At 72.9% G+C, this 23,010-nt stretch carries 20 protein-coding genes and 3 pseudogenes; 9 read left to right on the forward strand and 14 right to left on the reverse strand.

Translation table 11 applies throughout. From position 1 onward, the window contains the following. Positions 1-97: 97 nt before the first annotated feature. Positions 98-715 carry a TetR family transcriptional regulator gene (locus tag HUV60_RS24405; protein WP_257849344.1) on the reverse strand — a complete coding sequence of 206 codons (618 nt, stop codon included), beginning with the start codon at positions 713-715 and terminating at the stop codon, positions 98-100. A gap of 296 nt (positions 716-1,011) precedes the next feature. Here HUV60_RS24405 and HUV60_RS24410 point away from each other — a divergent pair, with 296 nt between their 5' ends. Genes HUV60_RS24410 through HUV60_RS24420 form a run of 3 tightly spaced genes read left to right on the forward strand, consistent with a single transcriptional unit; the run spans position 1,012 to position 4,282 of the window. Then, a complete protein-coding gene (locus HUV60_RS24410; RefSeq protein ID WP_257849345.1) occupies positions 1,012-2,445 on the forward strand; it encodes a glycosyltransferase family 4 protein in 1,434 nt (477 codons plus the stop codon). Continuing rightward, positions 2,439-3,209, forward strand: a complete 771-nt coding sequence (locus HUV60_RS24415) for a class I SAM-dependent methyltransferase (protein ID WP_257849346.1) — start codon at positions 2,439-2,441, stop codon at positions 3,207-3,209. The genes HUV60_RS24410 and HUV60_RS24415 overlap by 7 nt, the downstream gene beginning before the upstream one ends. Then, positions 3,206-4,282 (forward strand): prenyltransferase, encoded by a 1,077-nt coding sequence (locus tag HUV60_RS24420; protein WP_257849347.1) that lies wholly within the window; start codon positions 3,206-3,208, stop codon positions 4,280-4,282. The genes HUV60_RS24415 and HUV60_RS24420 overlap by 4 nt, the downstream gene beginning before the upstream one ends. A 104-nt stretch (positions 4,283-4,386) precedes the next feature. Here the strand turns inward: HUV60_RS24420 and HUV60_RS34050 are convergent. From HUV60_RS34050 to HUV60_RS24435, 3 genes and pseudogenes are all read right to left on the reverse strand, one after another. Next, positions 4,387-4,632, reverse strand: a pseudogene (locus HUV60_RS34050) (ISL3 family transposase); the annotation flags it as partial. A gap of 475 nt (positions 4,633-5,107) precedes the next feature. Next, positions 5,108-5,287 carry a hypothetical protein gene (locus HUV60_RS24430; protein ID WP_257849349.1) on the reverse strand — a complete coding sequence of 60 codons (180 nt, stop codon included), beginning with the start codon at positions 5,285-5,287 and terminating at the stop codon, positions 5,108-5,110. 196 nt (positions 5,288-5,483) lie between these two features. Further along, a complete protein-coding gene (locus HUV60_RS24435) occupies positions 5,484-6,341 on the reverse strand; it encodes a helix-turn-helix transcriptional regulator (protein ID WP_257849350.1) in 858 nt (285 codons plus the stop codon). Between the two features lie 137 nt (positions 6,342-6,478). Between HUV60_RS24435 and HUV60_RS24440 the strand changes: the two genes are divergently transcribed. Beyond that, on the forward strand, positions 6,479-7,180 hold the full coding sequence (locus HUV60_RS24440) for an SDR family oxidoreductase (RefSeq protein ID WP_257849351.1): 702 nt from the start codon (positions 6,479-6,481) through the stop codon (positions 7,178-7,180). Positions 7,181-7,632: 452 nt separating this feature from the next. Here HUV60_RS24440 and HUV60_RS24445 read toward each other — a convergent pair whose 3' ends face one another. From HUV60_RS24445 to HUV60_RS24465, 5 genes are all read right to left on the reverse strand, one after another. Next, positions 7,633-7,926 (reverse strand): hypothetical protein, encoded by a 294-nt coding sequence (locus HUV60_RS24445; RefSeq protein WP_042170251.1) that lies wholly within the window; start codon positions 7,924-7,926, stop codon positions 7,633-7,635. 132 nt (positions 7,927-8,058) lie between these two features. After that, on the reverse strand, positions 8,059-8,883 hold the full coding sequence (locus HUV60_RS24450; protein WP_062190785.1) for a DUF5336 domain-containing protein: 825 nt from the start codon (positions 8,881-8,883) through the stop codon (positions 8,059-8,061). 157 nt (positions 8,884-9,040) lie between these two features. Then, positions 9,041-10,045 (reverse strand): N-acetylmuramoyl-L-alanine amidase, encoded by a 1,005-nt coding sequence (locus HUV60_RS24455; RefSeq protein ID WP_257849353.1) that lies wholly within the window; start codon positions 10,043-10,045, stop codon positions 9,041-9,043. Between the two features lie 89 nt (positions 10,046-10,134). Next, entirely contained in the window at positions 10,135-10,797 is a 663-nt protein-coding gene (locus HUV60_RS24460; protein ID WP_257849354.1) for a class I SAM-dependent methyltransferase, read from the reverse strand. A gap of 129 nt (positions 10,798-10,926) precedes the next feature. Next, entirely contained in the window at positions 10,927-12,417 is a 1,491-nt protein-coding gene (locus HUV60_RS24465; protein WP_257849355.1) for an MFS transporter, read from the reverse strand. A gap of 183 nt (positions 12,418-12,600) precedes the next feature. On the opposite strand from HUV60_RS24465, the gene HUV60_RS24470 reads away from it, so the two are divergent. Further along, on the forward strand, positions 12,601-14,034 hold the full coding sequence (locus HUV60_RS24470) for an MFS transporter (protein WP_257850235.1): 1,434 nt from the start codon (positions 12,601-12,603) through the stop codon (positions 14,032-14,034). Between the two features lie 130 nt (positions 14,035-14,164). On the opposite strand, the gene HUV60_RS24475 is transcribed toward HUV60_RS24470, so the two are convergent. Next, positions 14,165-14,332 (reverse strand): hypothetical protein, encoded by a 168-nt coding sequence (locus HUV60_RS24475; RefSeq protein WP_257849356.1) that lies wholly within the window; start codon positions 14,330-14,332, stop codon positions 14,165-14,167. Between the two features lie 97 nt (positions 14,333-14,429). Continuing rightward, complete coding sequence (locus tag HUV60_RS24480) at positions 14,430-15,632, reverse strand: hypothetical protein (RefSeq protein ID WP_257849357.1); 1,203 nt, start codon at positions 15,630-15,632, stop codon at positions 14,430-14,432. A gap of 195 nt (positions 15,633-15,827) precedes the next feature. On the opposite strand from HUV60_RS24480, the gene HUV60_RS24485 reads away from it, so the two are divergent. From HUV60_RS24485 to HUV60_RS24495, 3 genes are read left to right on the forward strand one after another with little or no spacing between them, the layout of a single operon-like run. Beyond that, a complete protein-coding gene (locus HUV60_RS24485; RefSeq protein ID WP_257849358.1) occupies positions 15,828-16,694 on the forward strand; it encodes a Nif3-like dinuclear metal center hexameric protein in 867 nt (288 codons plus the stop codon). Further along, positions 16,691-17,434 carry a zinc ribbon domain-containing protein gene (locus HUV60_RS24490; protein WP_257850236.1) on the forward strand — a complete coding sequence of 248 codons (744 nt, stop codon included), beginning with the start codon at positions 16,691-16,693 and terminating at the stop codon, positions 17,432-17,434. Before HUV60_RS24485 ends, HUV60_RS24490 begins: the two co-directional genes overlap by 4 nt. Before the next feature lie 42 nt (positions 17,435-17,476). Further along, positions 17,477-19,006: a bifunctional RNase H/acid phosphatase gene (locus HUV60_RS24495; protein ID WP_257849359.1), complete on the forward strand. Its 1,530-nt coding sequence runs from the start codon at positions 17,477-17,479 to the stop codon at positions 19,004-19,006. Here the strand turns inward: HUV60_RS24495 and eda are convergent. From eda to HUV60_RS24510, 3 genes and pseudogenes are all read right to left on the reverse strand, one after another. Next, positions 18,981-19,670, reverse strand: a complete 690-nt coding sequence (gene eda / locus HUV60_RS24500) for a bifunctional 4-hydroxy-2-oxoglutarate aldolase/2-dehydro-3-deoxy-phosphogluconate aldolase (RefSeq protein ID WP_257849360.1) — start codon at positions 19,668-19,670, stop codon at positions 18,981-18,983. The genes HUV60_RS24495 and eda overlap by 26 nt on opposite strands. A gap of 78 nt (positions 19,671-19,748) precedes the next feature. Continuing rightward, positions 19,749-20,537, reverse strand: coding sequence for a peroxide stress protein YaaA (yaaA, locus tag HUV60_RS24505; protein WP_257850237.1), 789 nt, complete (start codon positions 20,535-20,537; stop codon positions 19,749-19,751). A 647-nt stretch (positions 20,538-21,184) separates the two neighbouring features. After that, positions 21,185-21,978: pseudogene (locus HUV60_RS24510) on the reverse strand (MerR family transcriptional regulator). 164 nt (positions 21,979-22,142) lie between these two features. Here HUV60_RS24510 and HUV60_RS24515 point away from each other — a divergent pair. Then, a pseudogene (locus HUV60_RS24515) lies at positions 22,143-22,733 on the forward strand (Uma2 family endonuclease). Positions 22,734-23,010 lie beyond the last annotated feature (277 nt).

The following is a 23,010-nucleotide window of genomic DNA, read 5'->3' on the forward strand; positions in this document are numbered from 1 at the left end:
CAACCGTCCGCGCGCAACTGGAGTGCGGATGGCCGAAGGGTGACGGGTGCGGAGCGAAGGCAGGTGTATCGGTCCAGCGTCGAAAGTTTCGACGTTCTCAGTCGAAATCCTTCGCTGCCGTCAGGTCGATCAGACGGCACACCGTCTCTATGTCGATCTTGACCTGGGCGATGGAGGCCCGCCCCGACAGCCAGGTGATGAGCGCCGAGTGCCACGTGTGCTCGATGACGCGGACCGTCGAGAGCTGCTCCGGCGTGGGATCCTCGAGCCCCATGGAGTCCAGGATGATCATCGTCGTCTGACGGGAGACCTGGTCGACCTCCGGACTCACGCTGCGGTCCGCGAACGTCAGGGCGCGCACCATCGCGTCGGCCAGCTGCGGCTCGCGCTGGAGCGCGTGAAAGGCCCGCATCAGGGTCTCGGCGACCCGTTCGGCGGCCGTCTCGCCCGCCGGAGGCCTCTTTCGCAGGGTGCCGTGCATGTGCTCCAGCTGGTCCTGCATCGTGGCCACCAGCAGATGGATCTTGGATGGGAAGTACCGGTACAGCGTGCCCAGCGCCACCTGTGAGGACTCCGCGACCTCGCGCATCTGCACCGCGTCGAAACCGCCCCGGCCGGCCAGCTGGGCGCTCGCGCGCAGGATGCGGCGCCTGCGCGCCTCCTGCTGCTCGGTCAGGGGTGAGGCAGGGGAGGTTCGAGTGGTGCCGGCTTCCATCTTCGCCGCCTTGTTCGCCTTGTGGGTCCTGGCCGGTTCATCCGGCTCCGCCGCCCGGCCGCCTTGCCCCTGCGGGCTTCTGCGGGCATGGGCCCCGTTCCGTGACCGTCGGTGAGGGTTGGTGATCGGACAGCATGGCACGCATCCCGCCGTGGCGTGAATCACCTGATCCACTGCCCGCCGCGTCCTTACCTGCCGGTAGATTCGGAGCCTCCGAACGATCAACTCTGTAACTTGTTCTAGGTTAGCGTCCCGACGTACAGTCGCGGGACCATGCAGGGAGAAGGGGGCCCAGAGTGACCGCTGAGGCCAGTCGGACCGGGCTCTCGCAGGGCCCGGCCTCCGATGACTTGCGACCGCTCCGCATCGCGCTCCTCACCTACAAGGGGAACCCGTTCTGCGGCGGGCAGGGCGTCTACGTCCGTCACCTCTCCCGTGAGCTCGCCCGCCTCGGACACCGGGTCGAGGTCATCGGCGCCCAGCCGTACCCCGTCCTCGACGAGGGCTACGACGGGCTGAGCCTGACCGAGCTGCCCAGCCTCGACCTCTACCGCCAGCCGGACCCCTTCCGCACACCCGGCCGCGGCGAGTACCGCGACTGGATCGACGCGCTCGAGGTCTCCACGATGCGGACCGGCGGCTTCCCCGAACCGCTGACCTTCTCGCTGCGCGCCCGCCGTCATCTGCGGGCCCGGCGGGGCGACTTCGACGTCGTCCACGACAACCAGACGCTCGGCTACGGCCTGCTCGGCGACGTCGGCGCGCCCCTGGTGACCACGATCCACCACCCCATCACCGTCGACCGGCAGCTGGAACTGGACGCGGCGGGAAGCAGACGCCGGCGCGCGTCGGTGCGCCGCTGGTACGCGTTCACCACCATGCAGAAGCGGGTCGCCCGCCGTCTGCCCTCCGTGCTCACCGTCTCCGGCACCTCCCGTGACGAGATCGTCGACCATCTGGGCGTCCGGCAGGACCGCATCCACGTCGTCCACATCGGCGCCGACACCGACCTGTTCTCGCCGGACGCGTCGGTGCCCGTCGTGCCGGGCCGGATCGTGACGACGTCCAGCGCGGACGTGCCGCTCAAGGGACTGGTCTTCCTCGTCGAGGCGCTGGCGAAGGTCCGCGCCGAACAGCCCGGGGCGCACCTGGTCGTCGTCGGCAAGCGCCCCGTCAAGGGGCCCGTCACGCAGGCCATGGAGCGGCACGGGCTCGGCGACGCCGTCGATTTCGTCAAGGGCATCTCGGACGCGGAACTGGTCGACGTCGTGCGCTCCGCCCAGGTCGCCTGCGTACCGTCGCTGTACGAGGGCTTCTCGCTGCCGGCCGCCGAGGCCATGGCCACCGGCACCCCGCTGCTCGCCACGACCGGCGGCGCGATCCCGGAGGTCGCCGGCCGTGACGGCGAGACCTGCCTGGCGGTCCCGCCCGGTGACGCACAGGCGCTGGCCGTCGGACTGAACCGGCTGCTCGGCGACCCGGAGTTGCGCGCCCGTCTCGGCGCGGCCGGACGGGAACGGGTGCTGCGGCACTTCACCTGGGCCCGCGCGGCCGAAGGCACGGTGGCCCGCTACCGCGAGGCGATGGCCCGCGCCGGGGCCGCAGCCGGGGGCGTCGGGCCCGGTCCTGTCGTCGCCGGTCCCGACGCCGGCCCGGCGCCCGGGGCCGCTCGGACGCCCGTCGCAGAAGAATCCGTCACCTCCGACCGTGAAAGCAGGGCCACGTGCTGACCGTCGACTTCTCCCGGTTCCCGCTCGCCCCGGGCGACCGTGTCCTGGACCTCGGATGCGGTGCCGGCCGGCACGCGTTCGAGTGCTACCGGCGTGGGGCGCAGGTCGTGGCGCTGGACCGGAACGGCGAGGAGATCCGCGAGGTCGCCCAGTGGTTCGCCGCGATGAAGGAGGCCGGGGAGGCGCCCGCCGGGGCCACCGCCACGGCGATGGAGGGCGACGCCCTCGCCCTGCCCTTCCCCGACGAGTCCTTCGACGTCGTGATCATCTCCGAGGTCATGGAGCACATCCCCGACGACAAGGGCGTCCTCGCCGAGATGGTCCGCGTGCTCAGGCCCGGCGGCCGCATCGCGGTCACCGTGCCGCGCTACGGGCCCGAGAAGGTGTGCTGGACCCTGTCCGACGCCTACCACGAGGTCGAGGGCGGCCACATCCGCATCTACAGGGCCGACCAACTGCTGGCCAGGATGCGCGAGGCCGGCCTGCGCCCCTACGGCACCCACCACGCGCACGCGCTGCACGCGCCGTACTGGTGGCTCAAGTGCGCCTTCGGCGTGGACAACGACAAGGCGCTGCCGGTGCGCGCATACCACAAGCTGCTGGTCTGGGACATCATGAAGAAGCCGCTGGCGACCCGCCTCGCGGAGCGGACCCTGAACCCGGTGATGGGCAAGAGCTTCGTGGCGTACGCGACCAAGCCGCACCTGCCGCGCGCCGACGCCACGACGGCCGCCACCGCCGACGCCGGAACGGCCACCTCGTGACGACCCCCCGGACAGAACACCTCGTCCTGCCCGGGGTCCTCACCGCCGAGCAGGCCGCCGACACCGTCGCCGGCATCCTCGCCGTGCAGCGTGAGGACGGGGCCATCCCGTGGTTCAGGGGTCACCACCTCGACCCGTGGGACCACGTCGAGGCCGCGATGGCACTGGACGCCGCGGGCGCCCACGAGGCCGCCGAGCAGGCCTATCTGTGGCTGGCCGGACACCAGTTGCCGGACGGGTCCTGGTACGCGGCGTACGCCGACGGTGACCCGGACGACGTCACCGACCGGGGGCGGGAGACCAACTTCGTCGCCTATGTCGCCGTCGGGGTCTGGCATCACTACCTCTCCACCGGCGACGACCCCTTCCTGGACCGTCTGTGGCCCACCGTGTACGCGGCCGTGGAATGGGTGCTGCGGCTGCAGCGGCCCGGCGGACAGATCGGCTGGCGGCGCGACGACGACGGCACGCCCACCACGGACGCGCTGCTCACCGGCTGCTCCTCCGTCCACCACGCGCTGCGCTGCGCCCTCGCCATCGCCGAGCAACGGGAAGAGCCGCAGCCGGACTGGGAGCTGGCGGCCGGCGCGCTCCGGCACGCGATCCGCCACCACCCGGAGCGGTTCCTCGACAAGGACCGCTACTCGATGGACTGGTACTACCCCGTGCTGGGCGGAGCCCTCACCGACGCCGAGGCCAAGGAGCGGATCGAGGAGGGCTGGGACCGCTTCGTCGTCCCCGGGCTCGGGGTCCGCTGCGTGGCCCCCAACCCGTGGGTGACCGGCGGTGAGTCGGCCGAACTCGCCCTGGCTCTCTGGGTGATGGGCGAGTCCGACCGTGCGCTGGAGGTGCTCCAGTCCATCCAGCACCTGCGCGATCCGAAGAGCGGTCTGTACTGGACGGGGTACGTCTTCGACGACGAGGCGCTCTGGCCGGTCGAGCTGACGTCCTGGACGGCCGGCTCACTGCTGCTGGCCGTCGCCGCGCTCGGCGGCCATGAGGCCACCTGCGCCGTCTTCGGCGGCGACCGCCTCCCCAGGGGCCTCGCCCCCGACTGCTGCCCCCTGGCCTGAGCGGTACGGCCGCCGGGGGACGAGCCGGCCCGATGCTGCGGCCGGGGGCCGGTCCGTCAAGCGTTCGGCTCCGACCCGTAGCCGGTGGTGACGCCGGGTGTCCGTCAGAGCCGGAGGACGCGGTGACGGAGGAGGCCGAGTCTGGCGCGTCCGTGTATCTGTCTCATGATCCTTTTGGTGCGGGTGCTGACGCCTTCGGTGCGGCCGTTGTGGTGGGGCAAGGCGAGGCCGGCGTGCACGGCAGGCCGGTCGGTTTCGCGGCCGTTGGTGAAGCTGCGCAGGTGGGGCAGGTCGACGGCGCGGGCGGTGGTGATCCATCCGGTGAGTTTCACGTCGTTGCCCTCGCCCGGCGGCCTCGGCACCAGGATGTTCGCGCGGCCGGGGCTCCAGGGCGGCCCTCTTTCGGCCGGGCGGGACCGCGACGCGTCGGCCGGTCCCGGCGCCGTGGCGATCGTGGCGCGGCGGTGGCGGCGGCGCGGGGCGAAGTCGTCCACGCCGATCACTTGTGGGACCGCGGGTTGTGGTGGCAGCGGGTGGTGCAGCGCGGTGCTGGGGGAAACGGGTACGGCCGGCAGGCCGGAGAGGTGTGCGCCGGTCCGGCCGCACACCTCCCGTGCCGCCGGGGATGTCTGCCGGGCAGGCCGCACCGTGCGGCGTCGACGGTGCTCCAGCAGTCCGGGAATCCGCTCGTGGAGGGTCTGCCGTCGGCGGCCCGGGACCGGACAGACCGACCGCTGAACGTGCAGGTGGGACCGGCGGAGAATAAGTAGCGTGTTCCACAAGGTCACATTGCTGGCCGGATCGCCACAAGGCGCAGTAAGCAGGTCACTTGTTCATCGACGGGTCCGTGGCCGTCGACCGGCACGTCCGTCGTACCGGGCGCGGTACCGCCGCCTCCCGGGTGCGAGACGTGACCACCACCGCGTCACCATCGTCCGCCGCGTCCTCGACGACCAGCACCGACAGCCCGGGAAAGGCCGTATCGGCAAGGGGGCCGACATCCATCACATGATCGGGACCGAGGACGGCTGCCCGGCGTCACCACCGACTACGGGCCGGAGCCGACCGTTGTGCGGTCCCCGACCGACGGCGTCGACTCCCGTGTCGTTTCGTGATCTGTGCGGTGGATGCGTCAGCGAGCCGTCGCCGGTGGCCGGCGCGCCGGGCTGCGGGCCGTGGGGTCAAGTGCGCCCGCCGGCGGCTATCCAGGGGTGCCGTCTTCGGCCAGGGCTTGGGTGCCGATGACGCCGAGGAGCTTGAGCTGGTCGGCGGCGTCGCTACCGGAGGCGGCGGTATAGGCGACGATGCGCAGATCGCTGCCGGGAGCAGTGAGCAGGTCGCAGTCGAGGACAAGTGTTCCCATAACAGGGTGGTGGACGGTCTTGGTGTGCGTCTCGTGGACGCCCACGATCCCGGTGTCCCACAGGACCGCGAAGCCGGTGCTGATGGCCCGCAGGTCCTTGACCAGAGAGCGCAGGCCGGCATCGGCGGGGTAGCGGGCGGTCGCCGCCCTGAGGTCGGCGACCACGGCCGCCTCGAACCGGGCCTCCTGCTCGGGGGTGTGGCTGACCCGGCCCGGCAGACCGGCGAAATGCCGCCAGGCGATGTTGCGCTCGCGTCCGCGCAGCGCGGACGCGTCCCCGAGCAGGGCGGCCCACAAGGGGTTCCACAGGACCAGGTTCCAGGCCGCGTCATACACGCTCAGCGGTGCGCCGTCCAGCTGATCGAGCACCCTGCGGACTCCTGGTGGGATGTGTGCCGACACCTGCCCGGGGCCCGGTGGCGACTGGCCCGCGAGGAGATACAGGTGTTCGCGCTCGGCCGCCGACAGCCGCAGGGCACGGGCCAGCGCGGACAGGACCTGCTCCGACGGGGAGGTGGCCCGGCCCTGCTCCAGGCGGACGATGTAGTCCACCGACAGACTGGCGAGCTGCGCCAGTTCCTCGCGTCGCAGCCCGGCGGCCCGCCGTACTCCGCCGGTGGGCACTCCCACCGCGGTGGGGGCCGTACGGTCGCGCCAGCCGCGCAGCGCCCTGCCCAGTTCTCTGGATCCGCTCACGGCCCCATTATCCGGCCACCGCGCCTGGACAGCCTGGTACTGGCAGTCCACAGGCAACGGCGGGCACTGTCTGTCCGTCCGCGGGGCGGGGAGGGTGCAGGCGTCACCACCTGAACCGATCACCGGAGTGAACACCCATGACCACCTCACTGATCACCGGAGCGAACAAGGGCCTCGGCTTCGAGACGGCCCGACGCCTGGTCGAGGCCGGGCACACCGTCTACGTCGGGGCGCGCGATGCCCACCGCGGCCGGGAGGCGGCCGCGCGGCTCGGCGCCCGCTTCGTTCAGCTCGACGTCACCGACGAGGATTCCGTCAAGGCTGCCGCCGAATTCGTCCGCGCGGACGCCGGCCGCCTCGACGTCCTGATCAACAACGCCGGGATCGCGGGCGCGCGCAAGCTCGGCCGGGTCGGCGAGGTCACCGGGGCCGACATGCTGACCACGTACGACACGAACGTCTTCGGCGTCGTGCGCGTCACGCACGCCTTCCTGCCGCTGTTGGAAGCGGGCGACGCCCCGGTCGTCGTCAACGTCAGCAGCGGTCTGGGCTCTCGGGCGGCGACCACCGACCCCAGCCGGGTGGAGTTCCAGGTGACGGTGCTGGACTACAACTCCTCCAAGACCGCGCTGGTCATGGTCACCTCGCAGTACGCCAAGGCGTACCCCACCATCCGGTTCAACGCCGTCGATCCCGGCTACACCGCCACCGACCTCAACGGCCACCAGGGCACCCAGACCGCCGAAGAGGGCGCGGAGATCATCGTCCGTATGGCCTTGATCGGCGCCGACGGTCCGACCGGCGGCTTCTTCGACAAGACCGGCCCGGCCGCCTGGTAACCATCGGGTCGCTGATGCGTGGCGGGCGGCAGCCCGGCGGACGGGTCGGGTCGTAGGCCGACCACCCAGGCAACAGCGCGGCGAATCGGTCCCAGAGCGGTGCGGTCCGCCATGACGACAGGAGACGACAGGACAGGCACAGGTCTCCCTGATGATCACAGAGCGTCGCAACTCCGGGATCGACGGGAACTGTGCCTGCTTCGTTGACGGGAGCGCCGCCGCGCCTGTCGGCGCGACCTCTTGGCGCCGGTTTTCGTCCCGGTGTTCCACGTGGCCGCGAGTGCATCGGACGCAACACTGCGGACGGACCGCACACCGGCGGCAGCTCGACCGGCGACGCCACGGGTGCACGCCTCGTCGAACGTGCTGTGGTCTCCGGGGGCGCGCCCGGGCCCCCGGGTCACGCGCCCGTGGGCCGGGCAGGCCGTGGGTGGGGGCCCGGGAGGGGCCGGTCAGCGTCGGTGGAGGCGGTTGGCGACGGCGTGGCCGACGAGGAGGTAGACCACGGCGGCCAGACCGTAACCGGCGACGACACGGGCCCACGCCTCGTCGAACGTGAACAGGTCACGTGACCAGCCGGCCAGCCAGTCGGCCGCGTCATGGACGAACCGGACCAGCTCGTTGGCCCGGTTGGCGTCCAACAAATACATCAGGATCCAGAGCCCGAGAATGCCGGCCATGATGTCCGCGATCACCGCGACGACCGTTCCTGCGGAGTTGGAACCACTGCGATTTCGTGGGGACATGGTGTCCGTCTGACCCCGGAACCGCGATTGAAACCCGCACGACCGCACGGTCGGCCGGACGCCTGCCGTACGACAACGGCCCCCCGCCGGAAGGGCGAGAGGCCGCGCGTGCCGCGGATGCGGAGTTGCGGGTCAGCCGCGCTGGATGCCCGAGGTGTCCTGGAGGACACCGCGACGGCCGTCCTGTGTCTGGGCGACGAGGGCCGGGCCGCGCTGCTCGACGGCCAGGTACCAGGTACCGGGGGCCAGCTCGGCGACCGGCGTCTGCGAACCGTCCTCCGGGAACAGCGGCCGGGGCACCGGCACCGCGAACCAGAACGGCGAGAAGTCACCGGCGGGCGGCGCGGCCGGCTGACCGGGGAACGACTGGCCGGGCTGACCCGGGCCGGGCCGGCCCGGCTGCGGCTGACCGCCGAAGCCGGCCTGCTGCGCACCCGGGTAGCCGTAACCACCGGGCGGCTGGGCACCGTAGGGCTGCGGGGCGGGGGGACGGGCCGCCGGCACGAGCACGCCCTTGAGGGCCGGAACCAGCGGGGTGGCCACCGCGGCGGCGGCCATGACCAGCGTGGCGATGAGGGCCAGGATGAGGCCGATACCGGAGTCGGGCCCGTCGGAGGACGAACCGGTGGTGACGTTGTTCGCGCCGCCGGCCGGGTCGAAGATGTTGCCGAGCGCGCTCCAGGCGGCGAAGACCGTGAACGCCACCCCGAACTGGCCGAGGTCCAGCCCCGCGACCTTCGGCGGCTGCGGCAGCCCGCGGGACACGACGACCAGTGCCGCGCCGATGATGCCCGCCAGCACGACACCGAGCACGACCGGGCCACTGCTCCACAGGCTCGGGATGATGTCGTCGGGAGCGCCGTCGATCGAGTAGAGGTCGAGGAACGACGCGATGAACAGCAATACCGCTGCTCCGATCACCACGCCGTCGCCTCGAGTGAGGGAGCGGATATTCACTTCAGGTCCTTCTCGGTCGTCTCGTCGTCGGCAGAGGCGTCGCTGTCACCACGTCGCCCTCGGGGCCCGGTGTGAAGCGCGGGGGTGACCCCTCATCGTGAGGACGACACTATCGTCCGCACGATCGGGCTGTCCGCCCGGATCGGAGCGCCGATCCCTACCCGCGCAGGAAACCCATGATTCCCTCGGAGATTCCCTGCGCCGCTTTCTGCCGCCAGGCACCGCTGGCCAGAAGTGCCGCGTCCTTGCTATCGCGCATGTTGCCGCACTCGACGAACACCTTGGGAACCGTTGACAGATTGAGACCGCCCAGGTCCTTACGTGTGACGAGACCGGTGCCGTCGCCCACATAGTTGGACGGGGCGTTACCGGTGACGCGTACGAAGGTGCCCGCGATGCGCTCACCGAGGTCGCGGGACGGTTCGACGATGGCCCGGGTGTCGGCGGCGCCGGAGTTCACGGAGCCGGGCAGGATCACGTGGAAACCGCGGTTCCCGGTGCCCGAACCGTCCGCGTGGAGCGACACGACGGCATCCGCCCCCGCCTCGTTCCCGATCTGCGCCCGCTCGTCGATGCACGGCCCGAACGGCCGGTCGTCGTCCTGCGTCAGCTTCACCGTGGCGCCCTGCTCCTCGAGGAGGGCGCGCATCCGGTGGGCGACGTCCAGGTTGAACCTCGCCTCGGTGAAACCGTCGTTGGTGGACGTGCCGGTGGTGTCGCACTCCTTGGAGTTCGTCCCGATGTCCACCTGGCGGTTGATCTCGGCGGTGTGCTGGAAGTTGCCCGGATTGTGCCCGGGGTCGATGACCACGACCTTCCCCTTGAGCGGCCCGGTCCCGGCAGGCGCGGACGCGGACGGGGAGGAGGGCGCGGACGGGGAGCCGGGGAAGGGGCTCGGATTCCTGCCGTCCGTGTCACCGGCCCCGCCCGACGCACCCGACGGCGAGGCGCCGGAGGCGGAAGGTGTGCCGGAGGACGCCGAGGCGGAGGCCCCGGCGGACGTACTCACGTCGCCTCCGTCGTCGCCCGACCCGCCCACGGCCGCGTAGACGGCCCAGCCGAGCAGTGTGCCCGGTACGAGCGCGGCGAGCGCCACGGTCAGCGGTCCACACCGGAGGCGGCGGGACCGCGGCGGCTCGAAGTCGGGCCCTGTGTACGACACGTAACCACCCTAACGGCCGCCCGCACCGCCATCGTCCCGATCGGGAGGCGTTCACCGCCGACGGTGCCGACGGCCGGGCGGCACCCGCCTCAGATTCCCTCTCCCGTACGGCGCAGGACGCGCAGCGAGCCCGTCGACGGGAGCTCCGTGAAGGCGCCGGAGGCCAGCGCACGGAGGTAGACGCGGTACGGGGCCTGGCCGGTGAACTCGTCGGCAGGGTCGGGGAAGACGTCGTGGATGACGAGGAGACCGCCCTCGGCGACGTGCGGGGCCCAGCCCTCGTAGTCGGCCGTGGCGTGCTCGTCCGTGTGGCCACCGTCGACGAAGACCAGCGCGAGGGGGGAGTTCCACAGGGCCGCGACCACGGGGGAGCGGCCGACCAGGGCGACCACGTGGTCCTCCAGGCCCGCCCGGTGGAGCGTGCGGCGGAAGGCGGGGAGGGTGTCCATCACGCCCAGCTCGGGGTCGACCGTCTCCGGGTCGTGGTACTCCCAGCCCGGCTGCTGCTCCTCGCTGCCCCGGTGATGGTCCACCGTGAGGGCGGCGACCCCGGCCTTGCGGGCGGCACCGGCGAGCAGGACCGTGGAGCGGCCGCAGTAGGTGCCGACCTCCAGCAGGGGGAGACCCAGCCGTCCCGCCTCGGCCGCCGCCGCGTACAGGGCCAGGCCCTCGCCGACGGGCATGAAGCCCTTCGCCGCCTCGAACGCGGCCAGGACCTCGGGCTGGGGTGCCGGGGGGTTCGGCGTCGGCATCGGTTCCGGCGTCCTCTCGGTCAAACGCGCCTCGGGGACGCGTGTCGGGGTGTCCATGCTGCCGTACCGCCCGCCGTGCGGCCCGGCGGGGGCAGCGGCGACCACCACCGAGCGGGGCCGGCCCGGTGGTCAGGCCGTGACCGGTCCGCGCAGAGCCTGCTCCGCGCGCTCCAGGCCCGTGTCCTCCCCGCCGCTCGCGCGCAGCCGCAGAGTGCTCGGCGGGCGCCGGCCGGGGATGAAGAGGGCCAGCACCAGGCCCACGGCCACCGCCGCCGTCGCGATCAGGAAGGAGAGGCGGAAGCCGTGCATGCTCGGGATCTCCGTCCCGCCCACCGTGTTCGCCGTACTGGCCAGCACCATCCCGACGACCGCGCTCGACACCGACGTACCGATCGAGCGCATCAGGGTGTTGAGACCGTTGGCCGCGCCCGTCTCCGAGGCCGGGACCGCGCCGACGATCAGCGCGGGCAGGGACGCGTAGGCGAGTCCGATGCCGGCTCCGATGACGACGGAGATGACGACGGGCCCCCAGACCGCGTGCAGCAGGCCCAGACCGCCGCCGTAACCGGCCCCGATGATCAGCAGGCCCAGGACGAGGGTGACCCTGGGCCCGTAGCGGGCGGACAGGCGGGCGTAGACGGGGGCCGTGAACATCATGGTCACGCCCAGCGGCGCCACGCACAGTCCCGCCACCACCATCGACTGGCCGAGGCCGTACCCGGTGGAGGCGGGGAGCTGGAGCAGCTGGGGCAGCACCAGGGAGATGACGAAGAAGGAGACGCCGATCATGATCGACGCGAGGTTCGTGAGGAGGACCTCGCGGCGGGCGGTGGTGCGCAGGTCCACCAGGGGCGCGGGCACCCGCAGTTCCATCAGGCCCCAGAGCAGGAGCACCACGACCGCCGCCCCGGACAGGCCGAGCGTGGTCCCGGACGTCCAGCCCCAGTCGCTGCCCTTGGTGAGGGGCAGGAGGAAGAGGAGAAGACCGGCGGACAGGCCCAGCGCACCCGGCAGGTCGAAGGTGCCGGGCGCGCGTGCCGGGGACTCCGGTACGAGGGTCAGGGTGAGCGCGATGGCGAGGACGCCGAGGCCGGCCGCGCCGAAGTAGAGGGCGTGCCAGTCGGAGTTCTGGGCCACCAGCGCGGCGGCGGGCAGTGCGAGGCCGCCGCCGACGCCTATCGAGGAACTCATCAGCGCCATCGCGGAGCCCAGCCGCTCCGGCGGCAGCATGTCGCGCATCAGCCCGATGCCGAGCGGGATCGCACCCATCGCGACGCCCTGGAGCGTACGGCCGGCGATCATCAGCAGCAGGTCGCTGGTGAGCGCGCTGACGAGCGCGCCGGCGGCCATGACCGAGAGGCTGGCGACCAGCATGCGCCGCTTGCCGTAGAGGTCGCCGAGGCGGCCCATGACGGGGGTGGCGACGGCGCCGGACAGCAGCGTCGAGGTCAGGACCCACGTGGCGTCGCCGGGTGTGGTGTCCAGCAGGCGCGGCAGATCCTTGATCACCGGGACGAGCAGGGTCTGCATCACCGCGACAACGATGCCCGCGAAGGCGAGCACCGGGACCACGGCCCTCCCCGCCCCGCCTGCGGGACGGCCGTTCGTCGACTGCGTCATGTAAAGGGGCCTCCAGGCCGGGAACGTGAGGCCGGCACGGGACAAGGCGTACCGGATGCGTGGGTACGGAACCTGTGTGCCGGGGCAACTATTCCGATGCTTTGGCATACTAACGATTTCTTGGCCCCTCCTTGGTCTCGCCCGGCGGGACACCGATGCAAGGGGCGCGGGGTGGTTGAGACCATGACACCCATGCTCAGAGTCCCGGACACCGCCATCGCCCGCGCATCCCGCCGTACGCCGCCCCCGTGGCTGGCGGTGGCGCTCGCGTGCGTCGGGCAGTTCCTCGTCGTGCTCGACATCTCCGTGGTCAATGTCGCACTGCCGTCGATGCGGACCGGCCTCGGGCTCGGCGAGCAGGGCCTGCAGTGGGTGGTGAACGCGTACTCGATCGCCTTCGCCGGGTTCATGCTGCTGGGCGGACGTGCCGGTGACCTCTACGGGCGCAAGCGGATGTTCCTCGTCGGCCTCGGCCTGTTCACGCTGGCCAGCCTGGCGGGCGGGCTGGCCCAGGACGACTGGCAGCTGCTGCTGGCGCGGGCCGTGCAGGGGCTCGGGGCCGCGGTCCTGGCGCCGTCCACCCTCACCATCGTCACCTCGGCGGTCCCGGAGGGCCCCGCGCGGGCCCGTGCCGTCGCGACCTGGACCGCCGTCGGCGCGGGCGGCGGCGCGGCCGGCGGTTTCGTCGGCGGGGCGCTGGTGGACACCCTGTCGTGGCGGTGGGTGCTGCTGATCAACGTGCCGATCGGGGTACTGGTGCTGGCCGGGGCGGCCTGGTGGCTGGCGGAGGGCCGGGCCGGGGACGGACGGCGGCTCGACCTGCCCGGCGCGATGCTGGTGACGGCCGGCCTCGCCACCCTGGCCTTCGGCATCTCCCGGACCGGGGCCGAGGGGTGGACGGCGCCGTCCACCCTGGTGCCGCTCGGCGCCGGACTCGCCCTCACCGCCCTGTTCCTCCTCGTCGAGGCCCGGACCAGGGCTCCGCTGATGCCGCTGGAACTGTTCCGGGTGCGGTCGGTCTCGTCGGCGAACGTGGCGATGTTCCTGAGCGGCGCCGCCATGTTCTGCATGTGGTTCTTCATGACCCTCTACGCCCAGAACGTCCTCGGCTACACCCCGCTCGAGGCCGGCTTCGCCCTGGTGCCCAGCTCTCTCGCCGTGGTCGTCGGCTCCAAGATCGCACCGCGGCTGATGCGTGCCGCCGGGGCACGGACCGTGGCCGTGCTCGGCACGCTCGTCGCGCTGTCCGGCTTCGCCTGGCAGTCGACGATGACGGCCGACGGCGCGTATCCGACGGCGATCCTGTTCCCCGGCATCCTGATGATGCTGGGCGCGGGCCTCGCCGGGACCCCGCTCGCCGCGCTCGCGACCTCCGGCGCCGCGCCGGAGGAGGCCGGCCTGGTCTCCGGCCTGATCAACACCTCGCGCACGATCGGCGGTTCGCTCGGCCTCGCGGTCCTCTCGACGATCGCGGCGGCCCGTACGGGAGACAGCACCACCCCTCAGGCCCTGACCGAGGGCTACGCCCTCGCCTTCCGCGCCGGAACGGCGATCCTGGCGGTCGGCCTGGTCCTGATGTGGCTGTGGCTGCCGCGGAAGGCCGCGACGTCCCCCTGAGTCCGCCGACGGAGGTGCCGGAGCCCGGACGCGCGTGAGGCACGGACAGGTGAGCGGCCCCGCTCGTCGTGTGACGAGCGGGGCCGCTCACCTGTCCGCTTGGCGCCCGTGGAACGTGCCTGACGTGACGTCAGACCACTCCCTCCACAGGCTCGTTCTCCTTGGCAGGCCTGCGGTGGCGGCCGCGAGGGGCCGCCGTGGCGTCCTGCTGGGACACCGGTCCGCGGTGCTTGCCGTGCCCAGTGACGGTCTGCCCGCCCTCGGCGGCCTGCGGCTGGTTCGTGCTCGCGTCGTTCATCGGAAGGAACTCACCCCGTAAACATGATCTTTCCTGCAGACGGACGAGTTTATCCGGCGGACCAGGGGGTGGATCCAGGCGGCCGCGCGGACCGCCGCTACTTCGTTACAAGCCGTCCCAGGGGCGCCTGTTGAAGGGGTACGGGACGGTGCACGGCCGATGCGGCCAAAGGTGCGGACCCCCCTTCCGGGAAGGGCTGCCCAGGCTTCGCGGAGGGGCCCTCCCCGGTCTCCCCCCGCTCTTGCCCCGACTGCCGTTCCGGCCCGGGCGGGTGCAGTACGGCCACCGCGCAGGGCATGGCCGGGGTGGCGCACGGCAGGCGCAGCTCCCCGTCCGTCGTCCATCGTCCGGTCCCGGCCAACCACCCTTCGGGCGCCGGGAGATGATCGATCCGCCGCCGGGCCGGCCGCCACACCCCGACCCAGCTGCCGAGCGCCCCGTCGACGCGCAGTGCCACCGCGCAGCCCTCCGGCGTCAGTGCCTGGCCGGGCTGGATCGCGAACGGCGTGACCGCGCAGTCCGGCAGCCGCAGGCACTCCGGGAAGCGCACCGGCAGTGTGCTGCCCAGCACGCCCCAGCCCAGCCGGCCCCGCCCCGGTGAGGGCGCGTCCGAGCGGATCAGCAGCAGGCCGCTGTCCGGGTCGGCGAGCAGGACCCGGTCGTCACTCTCCTCGGCGATCTGCAGCAGCGGCGACACCTCGCCTCCGCGCCCCAGGTCCACGACGACCGCCTTGGTGCGCCCGCCGCTCTCCCGGTCCAGGGCGAGCATCCGGCCCGTGCGGTCCAGCCACGCCCCGCCCGAGCAGCGGCCCGGGACCTCGGCGACGCGCTCGGGCCCGAAGGCGCCGCCCGCCACCAGCCACAGGGCCGTCGACCGCGGGCCCACGGCGACGGCGTACGCCCGCCGCCCGCACGGCGCGGGCGGCAGGAGCCGCAGCCGGGTCTCCTCGTCCGGGCAGGCGACCGCGCCGAGTGCCACCTCGCCGGTGCCGGGGCCGGTCGGGTACAGCAGGGAGAACGCGTGCCTCCCGTCCGCCGGCCGGTGGATGAGGACCCGCCCGTCGCCCATGGGCTGCACGGCGGTCCCGGGCTCCTCGGGCCGGCCGCCGGGCAGCGGCACCGCGTAGGGCTCGGGCCCGTCCAGGGTCCAGCGCTCCGGGAACAGGCGGTTGCCGACGAGGGCGAGGCGCGCGCCGTAGGAACCGTCGGCGCTGAGGACGCAGCCCGGCGGCGCGGTCACCCCCTCCTCGTGCCCGGCGCCCCCGTGCTCCGCCGACGGCTCTGTCGCACACATCGTCATCGTTCGGTCACCTCCGGTGACGAACGTAGTTTTCGTACGCGCGGTCGGGAGACCCACCGGACCCCGCTTCACACATAAGGGTGTCCCAGGAACGATTCGCCTGAGGAAACGGAAGCGTGTGTGCTGGCCGGTGCGGGGTCCGTTCCCCCGCCCGCGCCGGTACTCCTGCGGCATAAGGGCAGGTAGCCTTGCGTCGTGCTCCGTCTGTCTGAAGTCATCGCCGCGCTGGAGACCCTGTGGCCCCCCGAGCGGGCCGAGTCCTGGGACGCGGTCGGCACCGTCACGGGCGACCCCGGCCAGGAGGTCGGCCGGGTCCTGTTCGCGGTGGACCCCGTCCAGGAGATCGTCGACGAGGCGGTGAAGCTGGGCGCCGACCTGCTCGTCACCCACCACCCGCTCTATCTGCGCGGCACGACCACCGTCGCGGCCTCCACCTCCAAGGGCCGCGTGGTGCACACGCTCATCAGGAACGACATCGCGCTGCACGTCGCCCACACCAACGCCGACACGGCCGACCCCGGCGTGAGCGACGCCCTGGCCGGCGCCCTGGACCTGCGCGTCGTACGGCCCCTGGTGCCGGACACCACGGACCCCGAGGGCCGCCGCGGGCTCGGCCGCGTCTGCGAACTGGACCACCCGCTGACCGTCCGCGAGCTCGCCGCCCGCGCCGCCGAGCGCCTGCCCCGCACCGCGCAGGGCATCCGCGTCGCCGGCGACCCCGAGGCGCTCGTGCGGAGGGTCGCCGTCAGCGGCGGCTCCGGCGACAGCCTCTTCGCCCACGTCCGGTCGGCCGGCGTGGACGCCTACCTCACCGCGGACCTGCGCCACCACCCGGCGTCGGAGTTCACGGCGGAGCATGCCACAGGCCGTTCGCCCGCGCTGCTCGACGCGGCGCACTGGGCCACCGAGTGGCCCTGGTGCGAGCTGGCCGCGGCCCAGCTCGACGCGATCTCCGACCGTCACGGATGGGGCCTGCGGGTCCATGTCTCCGCCACGGTCACCGACCCCTGGACCGCCCACGCGGCGTCCTTCGAACCCGACACATCTGGAGCCCCCAACTGAACGCCGAGCCCGCCGACCAGATCCGACTCCTCGACGTCCAGGACTTCGACGTCCGCCTCCAGCAGCTCGCGCACAAGCGGAAGTCGCTCCCCGAGCACGCCGAGATCGAGTCGCTGACCCGGGACCTCGCCCAGCTGCGCGACCTGCACGTGGCCGCGCAGACCGAGGAGAGCGACTGCGCCCGCGAGCAGACCAAGGCCGAACAGGACGTGGACCAGGTGCGCCAGCGCGCCGCCCGTGACCAGAAGCGCCTCGACTCCGGAGCCGTCTCCTCGCCCAAGGACCTGGAGAACCTCCAGCGCGAGATCGCCTCCCTCGCCAAGCGCCAGGGCGACCTCGAGGACATCGTCCTGGAGGTCATGGAGCGCCGCGAGTCCGCGCAGGAGCGGGTCGGCGAACTGTCCGAGCGGGTCACCTCCGTCCAGTCGCGGATCGACGACGCGACCGCCCGCCGGGACGCGGTCTGCGCGGAGATCGACGGCGAGGCCGCCACGGTCACCAAGGAGCGCGCGGTCGTCGCCGGGTCGGTCCCCGCGGACCTGCTCAAGCTGTACGAGAAGCTGCGTGAGCAGCAGGGCGGCATCGGCGCGGCGAAGCTGTACGCCCGCAGCTGTCAGGGGTGCCGCCAGGAACTCGCCATCACCGAGCTGAGCGAGATCCGCCAGGCCGCGCCCGACACCGTGGTGCGCTGCGAGAACTGCCGCCGCATCCTGGTCCGCACGTCGGAGTCGGGCCTGTAGGGGCATCCGAGGAGATCTGAGCAGAGCCGAGGAGATTTCCCGGTGAGGGAGTTCATCGTCGAGGCGGACGGCGGGTCGCGGGGCAACCCGGGACCCGCGGGCTACGGAGCCGTGGTCAGTGACGCGGCGACGGGGGAGACGCTGGCGGAGGCGGCCGAGTACCTCGGCGCCACCACGAACAACGTCGCCGAGTCCTCGGGCCTGCCGGCCGGCCTGCGGGCCGCGCGTGAGCTGGACCCGCAGGCCACGGTCCACGTCCGGAGGGACTCCAGGCTCGTCGTCGAGCAGATGTCGGGCCGCTGGAAGATCAAACACCCTGCCATGAAGCCGCTGGCGGCCGAGGCGGCACACGTCTTCCCGCCGGGCCGGGTCACGTACGAGTGGATCCCGCGCGAGCGGAACAAGCACGCGGACCGGCTGGCGAACGAGGCGAGGGACGCGGGGCAGCGGGGCGAGCCGTGGAATGCGTCGGCCTCGCGCGCCGCGCTGGACACACCGGCCGCGCGGCCGGTGACACCCGAGCCGTCCGGACCGGTCGGGGAGGCCGGAGCCGAGGGAGCCGGCGTGCGGGGGGCGGATGCCGCCGGTGCGGATGAGTGTGACACCCCTGCCGGAAAGGCCGCCGCGGACGCGCGGGCCGCATCGAACGCGCAGGGCGGACGGCCGGTGGCAGCCGAGGAATCGGGCCCGCCCGGGGACACGGCGACCTGTGCGCCACGGGCCCGTGCGGTGTCGGCCCCGGCCTCCGGCCCGGGGGCAGGGGTGCGGGGGACCGGCGGGCCCGGGGCCGGGGCCGCCGACGCGGGCAACACCCCTGCCGGAAAGGCCGCCGCGGACGGGCGGGCCGCGCAGGCCGTGGCCGCCCCCGGCACGGAGACGGACGCCGCTCGCGGCACCGGGCCGGCAACGGCTGCCACCCCCTCTTCGGGCTGGGCGCCCGCGGACATGGGGCCGCCGGCCACCTTCGTGCTCCTGCGGCACGGTGAGACCCCGCTCACCCCACAGAAACGGTTCTCCGGCAGCGGCGGCAACGACCCCTCCCTCTCCGACGTCGGCCGGGAGCAGGCCGGGCGGACCGCCGCGGCGCTCGCCCGGCGCGGCACGATCCAGGCGGTCGTCGCCTCCCCCCTCGCCCGTACCCGTGAGACCGCGGGCGTCGTCGCCGCCCGCCTGGGGCTCGAGGTCGCCGTCGACGACGGGCTGCGTGAGACCGACTTCGGTGCGTGGGAGGGCCTCACCTTCGCCGAGGTGCGTGAGCGCCACCCCGACGACCTGAACGCCTGGCTCTCCTCCCCGGACGCCGAACCCACCGGCGGCGGCGAGAGCTTCGCGGCCACCGCGACCCGGATCGCGGCCGCCCGGGACCGGCTGGTCGCCGCGTACGCGGGCCGCACGGTTCTCCTCGTCACCCACGTGACCCCGATCAAGACCCTGGTCCGGCTCGCCCTGGGTGCCCCGCCCGAGGCCCTGTTCCGGATGGAACTGTCGGCGGCCTCGCTGACGGCGGTGGCGTACTACGCCGACGGCAACGCCAGCGTCCGGCTGTTCAACGAGACGTCCCACCTGCGGTGAGGTCCGCCGCCGCGCGGGCCAGCCGCTCGACCCGGACCCAGTCGCGCGCCGCCACCGCGTCCGCCGGGAGCATCCAACTCCCTCCGACACAGGCGACGTTGGGCAGCGCGAGGTAGTCCGGAGCGGAGTCCGGACCGATCCCTCCGGTCGGGCAGAAACGGGCCTGTGGGAGCGGCCCGGCGATCGCCTTCAGATACGCCGTGCCGCCCGCGGCCTGAGCCGGGAAGAACTTCATCTCCCGCACCCCGTGCTCCAGCAGCGCCACGACCTCCGACACCGTCGACACCCCCGGCAGGAACGGCACCCCGGACGCCCGCATCGACCCCAGCAGGACCTCCGTCCAGCCCGGACTGACCAGGAACCGCGCCCCGGCCGCCACCACCTCGCGCACCTGCCCCGGCGTGATCACCGTGCCGGCCCCGACCACCGCGTCCGGCACCCCGGCGGCGATCGCGCGGAGGGCGTCCCGGGCGGCGGGTGTCCGCAGGGTCACCTCGATCGCGGGTAGCCCACCGGCGACCAGCGCCCGCGCCAGCGGTACGGCGTCGGCGGCGTCCTCGACCACGACGACCGGCACGACGGGCGCGAGATCCAGTACGGAGGCGGTGGTGCCGAGCGAGGGCGAGGACGAGGACGAGGAAGCGGAGTGCGGGGGTGAACTCATGGCGCCATCCTGCCCGCGGTAAAGCATCCTGCGCAAAGGGTGTTGCGCAGGATGCAACATCCGGGGTCCTGGTAGTAGTCAGTGCACCTCGTCCACCAGCACGTCCAGCGCCCACGGCGTCCCCGCACGGGCCGGCGCCTGCGCCTGCGCCTCGACCACGTAGCCGAGGTCCCGCAACGCCTCCACCAGCGCGGCGGGATCCTTCGGCGCGGCCCCGTCCGTCAGCAGACTGCGCACGATCCGTCCCTTGGTCGCCTTGTTGAAGTGGCTGACCACCTTCCGCGTCGGCGCGTGCAGCACCCGCACGGTCGCCGTACGGGCGGCCACCTCGCCCTTCGGCTTCCACGCCGTCGCGTACGCCGCCGACCGCAGGTCCAGCACCAGGCCGCTGCCGGCCGCCTCCGGCAGCACCGAGGCCATCGGCGTACGCCAGTACGCGCCCAGCGCCCCCAGTCCCGGGAGCCGTACGCCCATCGAGCAGCGGTAGGAGGGAATCCGGTCGGTGACCCGGACCGCGCCCCACAGCCCCGAGAACACCAGCAGCGAGCGGGCGGCCCCGCGCTTGGCGGCCGCGTCGAGGGAGGCCAGGTCCAGGGCGTCGTAGAGCACGCCGGTGTAGATCTCCCCGGCGGGCCGGGCTCCGGCGGTACGCAGTTCCAGGTTCTTCGCGACCTCGCCCCGCAGCCCCTCGCTCAGCCCCAGCACCTCGCGTGCCTTGTCCTCGTCGGCGGCGCACAGGTCCACCAGTTCGGCGAGGACGGCCTCCCGGGCGCCGGCCAGCCCCGGCAGCGACAGGGACCCGGGCTTCAGCGGGGCGCCGCGGCCGGAAGTGGCCTTGCCTTCGGACGGCGGCAGCAGGACAAGCACGCGGTACTCCTCACGGTAGAGCTCAGCCGTCAGGGTACGGTGCCGGGCCCTGCGCCCGAGCGGCCCGCCGCCCCTGGCCGGCGCCCGGACCAGGGCGTCGGACTCGTCGGCGTGGAACCGTACGACGCGCACGTCCCGGCGTCGCCCGAAGAGGGTGACGTGGGTGACCGGCTCCGTGAGCTCCCGCGTGACCGTGGTCTGCGAGCCGGCCTCGACGTTCAGCTCCCCGGCGGCCGGCTCATGGCTCATCCGCAGCTCACGCCGTACGGAGGCGATCCGCTCCAGCGGTATCCGCAGATCGACGTGGACGGCGCGGCGGATCCGCAGCACGCCGGAGTCCGGATCCAGCACGTGGGGCCGTACGACGTTCGCGGCGTGCAGCGCGACGACGCACACGACGGTGTACACGTCCAGGAACAGCACCACCGCGTGGACGGCCGGCCAGTCGAGCAGCAGCACCGACAACGCCACCGTCTCGACGACGCACACGAACGCGAACCCGAACATGACGGCGCCCTGCCCCCGCGCGTACCCGAAGGGAGTGCCGTCCGCCGTGCCGCGGGTGCGCCGCGCCAGCCACAGCACGAGGCTCACCGCCAAGCGCAGCTCATGCCGGACGAGGGCCCGGCCAACCCGCACGCCGCCGGTCATGCCGTCCGCTCCGTCCGCTCCGTCCGTTCCATCTGTTCTGTCCGCTCCTCCGTGACGATCCGCAGGGTCCGGCGGACCGCCTCCGCCTGGGCCGGGGGAAGTCCGCGTACATGGCACGCAGGAAGCTGTGGTCCTCGTCGAGCGGGGCCCCCTCCGGGAGCAGGCCGGCGGGCAGACACCCGGCGAGGACGCGGGCGGCCTCCTCCACACGGGGTCGTCCGGTTCGGCGTCGGCGAGTTCGTCGAGCAGCGCGTAGGCGGAGAGCGCGCGCTCCACACCGCCCGGCACCTTCATGAACCCGGCCGGCAGGCCCATCAGCCGCTCCCGCCGCTCCGGGGGCGCCGCGGTCTCGATGAGGGCGAGCACCTCCCGGTCCCTGGCGGCCATGGGCGAGTCGGACAGATCCGCCACTTCCCGGAACAGGGCGGCCAGTTCGGGGGAGGCGGGCCCCTCCGTGGTCGGCCCGCCCTCCGTCTCCGGCAACGCACGCAGCCGCGCCCGGCGGTCCCGGACCGCCGCCTCCTGCCGTGCCAGGTCCTCGTCCAGCTCGGTCAGCACCTCGACGAGGTCCTTGCCGGCGTCGCCCGCGAGCACGTCCCGCACCTCGGCCGGCCCGAGCCCCCAGCTCGGTCAGCCGCCTGATCCGCGCCAGCACGACGGCGTGCCGCAGTGTGTGGTCCCGGTACCCGTTGGCCCGCCGTTCCGGCTCCGGCAGCAGCCCCAGATGGCGGTAGTGCCGCACGGTCCGCGGGGTGACACCGACGGCCGCGGCAAGCTCTCCGATCCGCATGACCCCAGTAGAGACGTTGACGTCGAGGCAGGGTCAAGCCGGCGGCCGTGGCATCTGACGAGGGCCATGATCCTGTGCCACGACCGAGTGGACGATTCCCGATATCACGGACAGGTGATCAGCCGATGTCCCAGTCTGACGGGCGGCAGAAGGAGGGGCGTGACATGACTGCGGTGGCCCACGAGCCGCTCACGCAGGAAGACGTCCTGCTGGAGGGATTTCTCGCCCTGGACACCCCGGAAGGTTTCCGGGCGGAGCCGATCGAGGGAGAGATCGTTGTGACGCCGCCGCCGGACGGGGATCACGAGGATTGCATCGGACTGATCGTGGAGCAGGTGCTCGAGCGTTCCCGGACCAGGATGCAGTTCTCCGGGAACAAGGGGCTGAAACTGCGGAGCGGTGGTGGCTGCCCGAAGGACCGCCTGATCCCGGACGGCACTTTTGCCCCCGAGGGAGCTACGGCTCCACCGGGGAGCCGATTCCTGGATGCCCTGTGACGGGGTCGCCCCGGTCCTTGAGGTGACTTCCGCCAAGCCGAAGGCCGACCGCGAGACCAAACGCCGCTGCTACGCCCGAGGAGGCATCCCCCTCTGCCTCCTCGTCGACCGCGAAGCCTCCTCGATCACCCTGTTCGGCGCCCTGGAACGCGACGACCACCGCGATGACTACCGGGAGGTCTGCACCCGCCCTCCGGGGAAGACCCTGTCCCTCCCCGCCCCTTCGCATTCGACCTGGACACCGCCGACTTCCTCTGATCCCCTGTGGCCGGGCGTGGTGCGCAGGACGGCCGCGGTGGTCCTGGCCGCGGCGCCGAAGCCCTGCCCCTGCCCGGCGCCACGTCAGCGGTGAACCGGTCGGCCGTGTGCGCCGCCGAGCGCTTTGCCCATGCCCGGAAGGCGGCTGCCGGACAGCAGTTGGATGACAATCCGTAGTTGCGCGCGTACGGGGAGGTGTCATAGGCTGGGTTCAGTATCAAAACAAGGCTGCGCCCAGCGCAGCAACCCCTATGGCCGCCCTTCAGGATTCCGGGGC

Origin of the sequence: Streptomyces sp. KMM 9044 (assembly GCF_024701375.2) — a bacterium.
Lineage (GTDB): Bacteria > Actinomycetota > Actinomycetes > Streptomycetales > Streptomycetaceae > Streptomyces.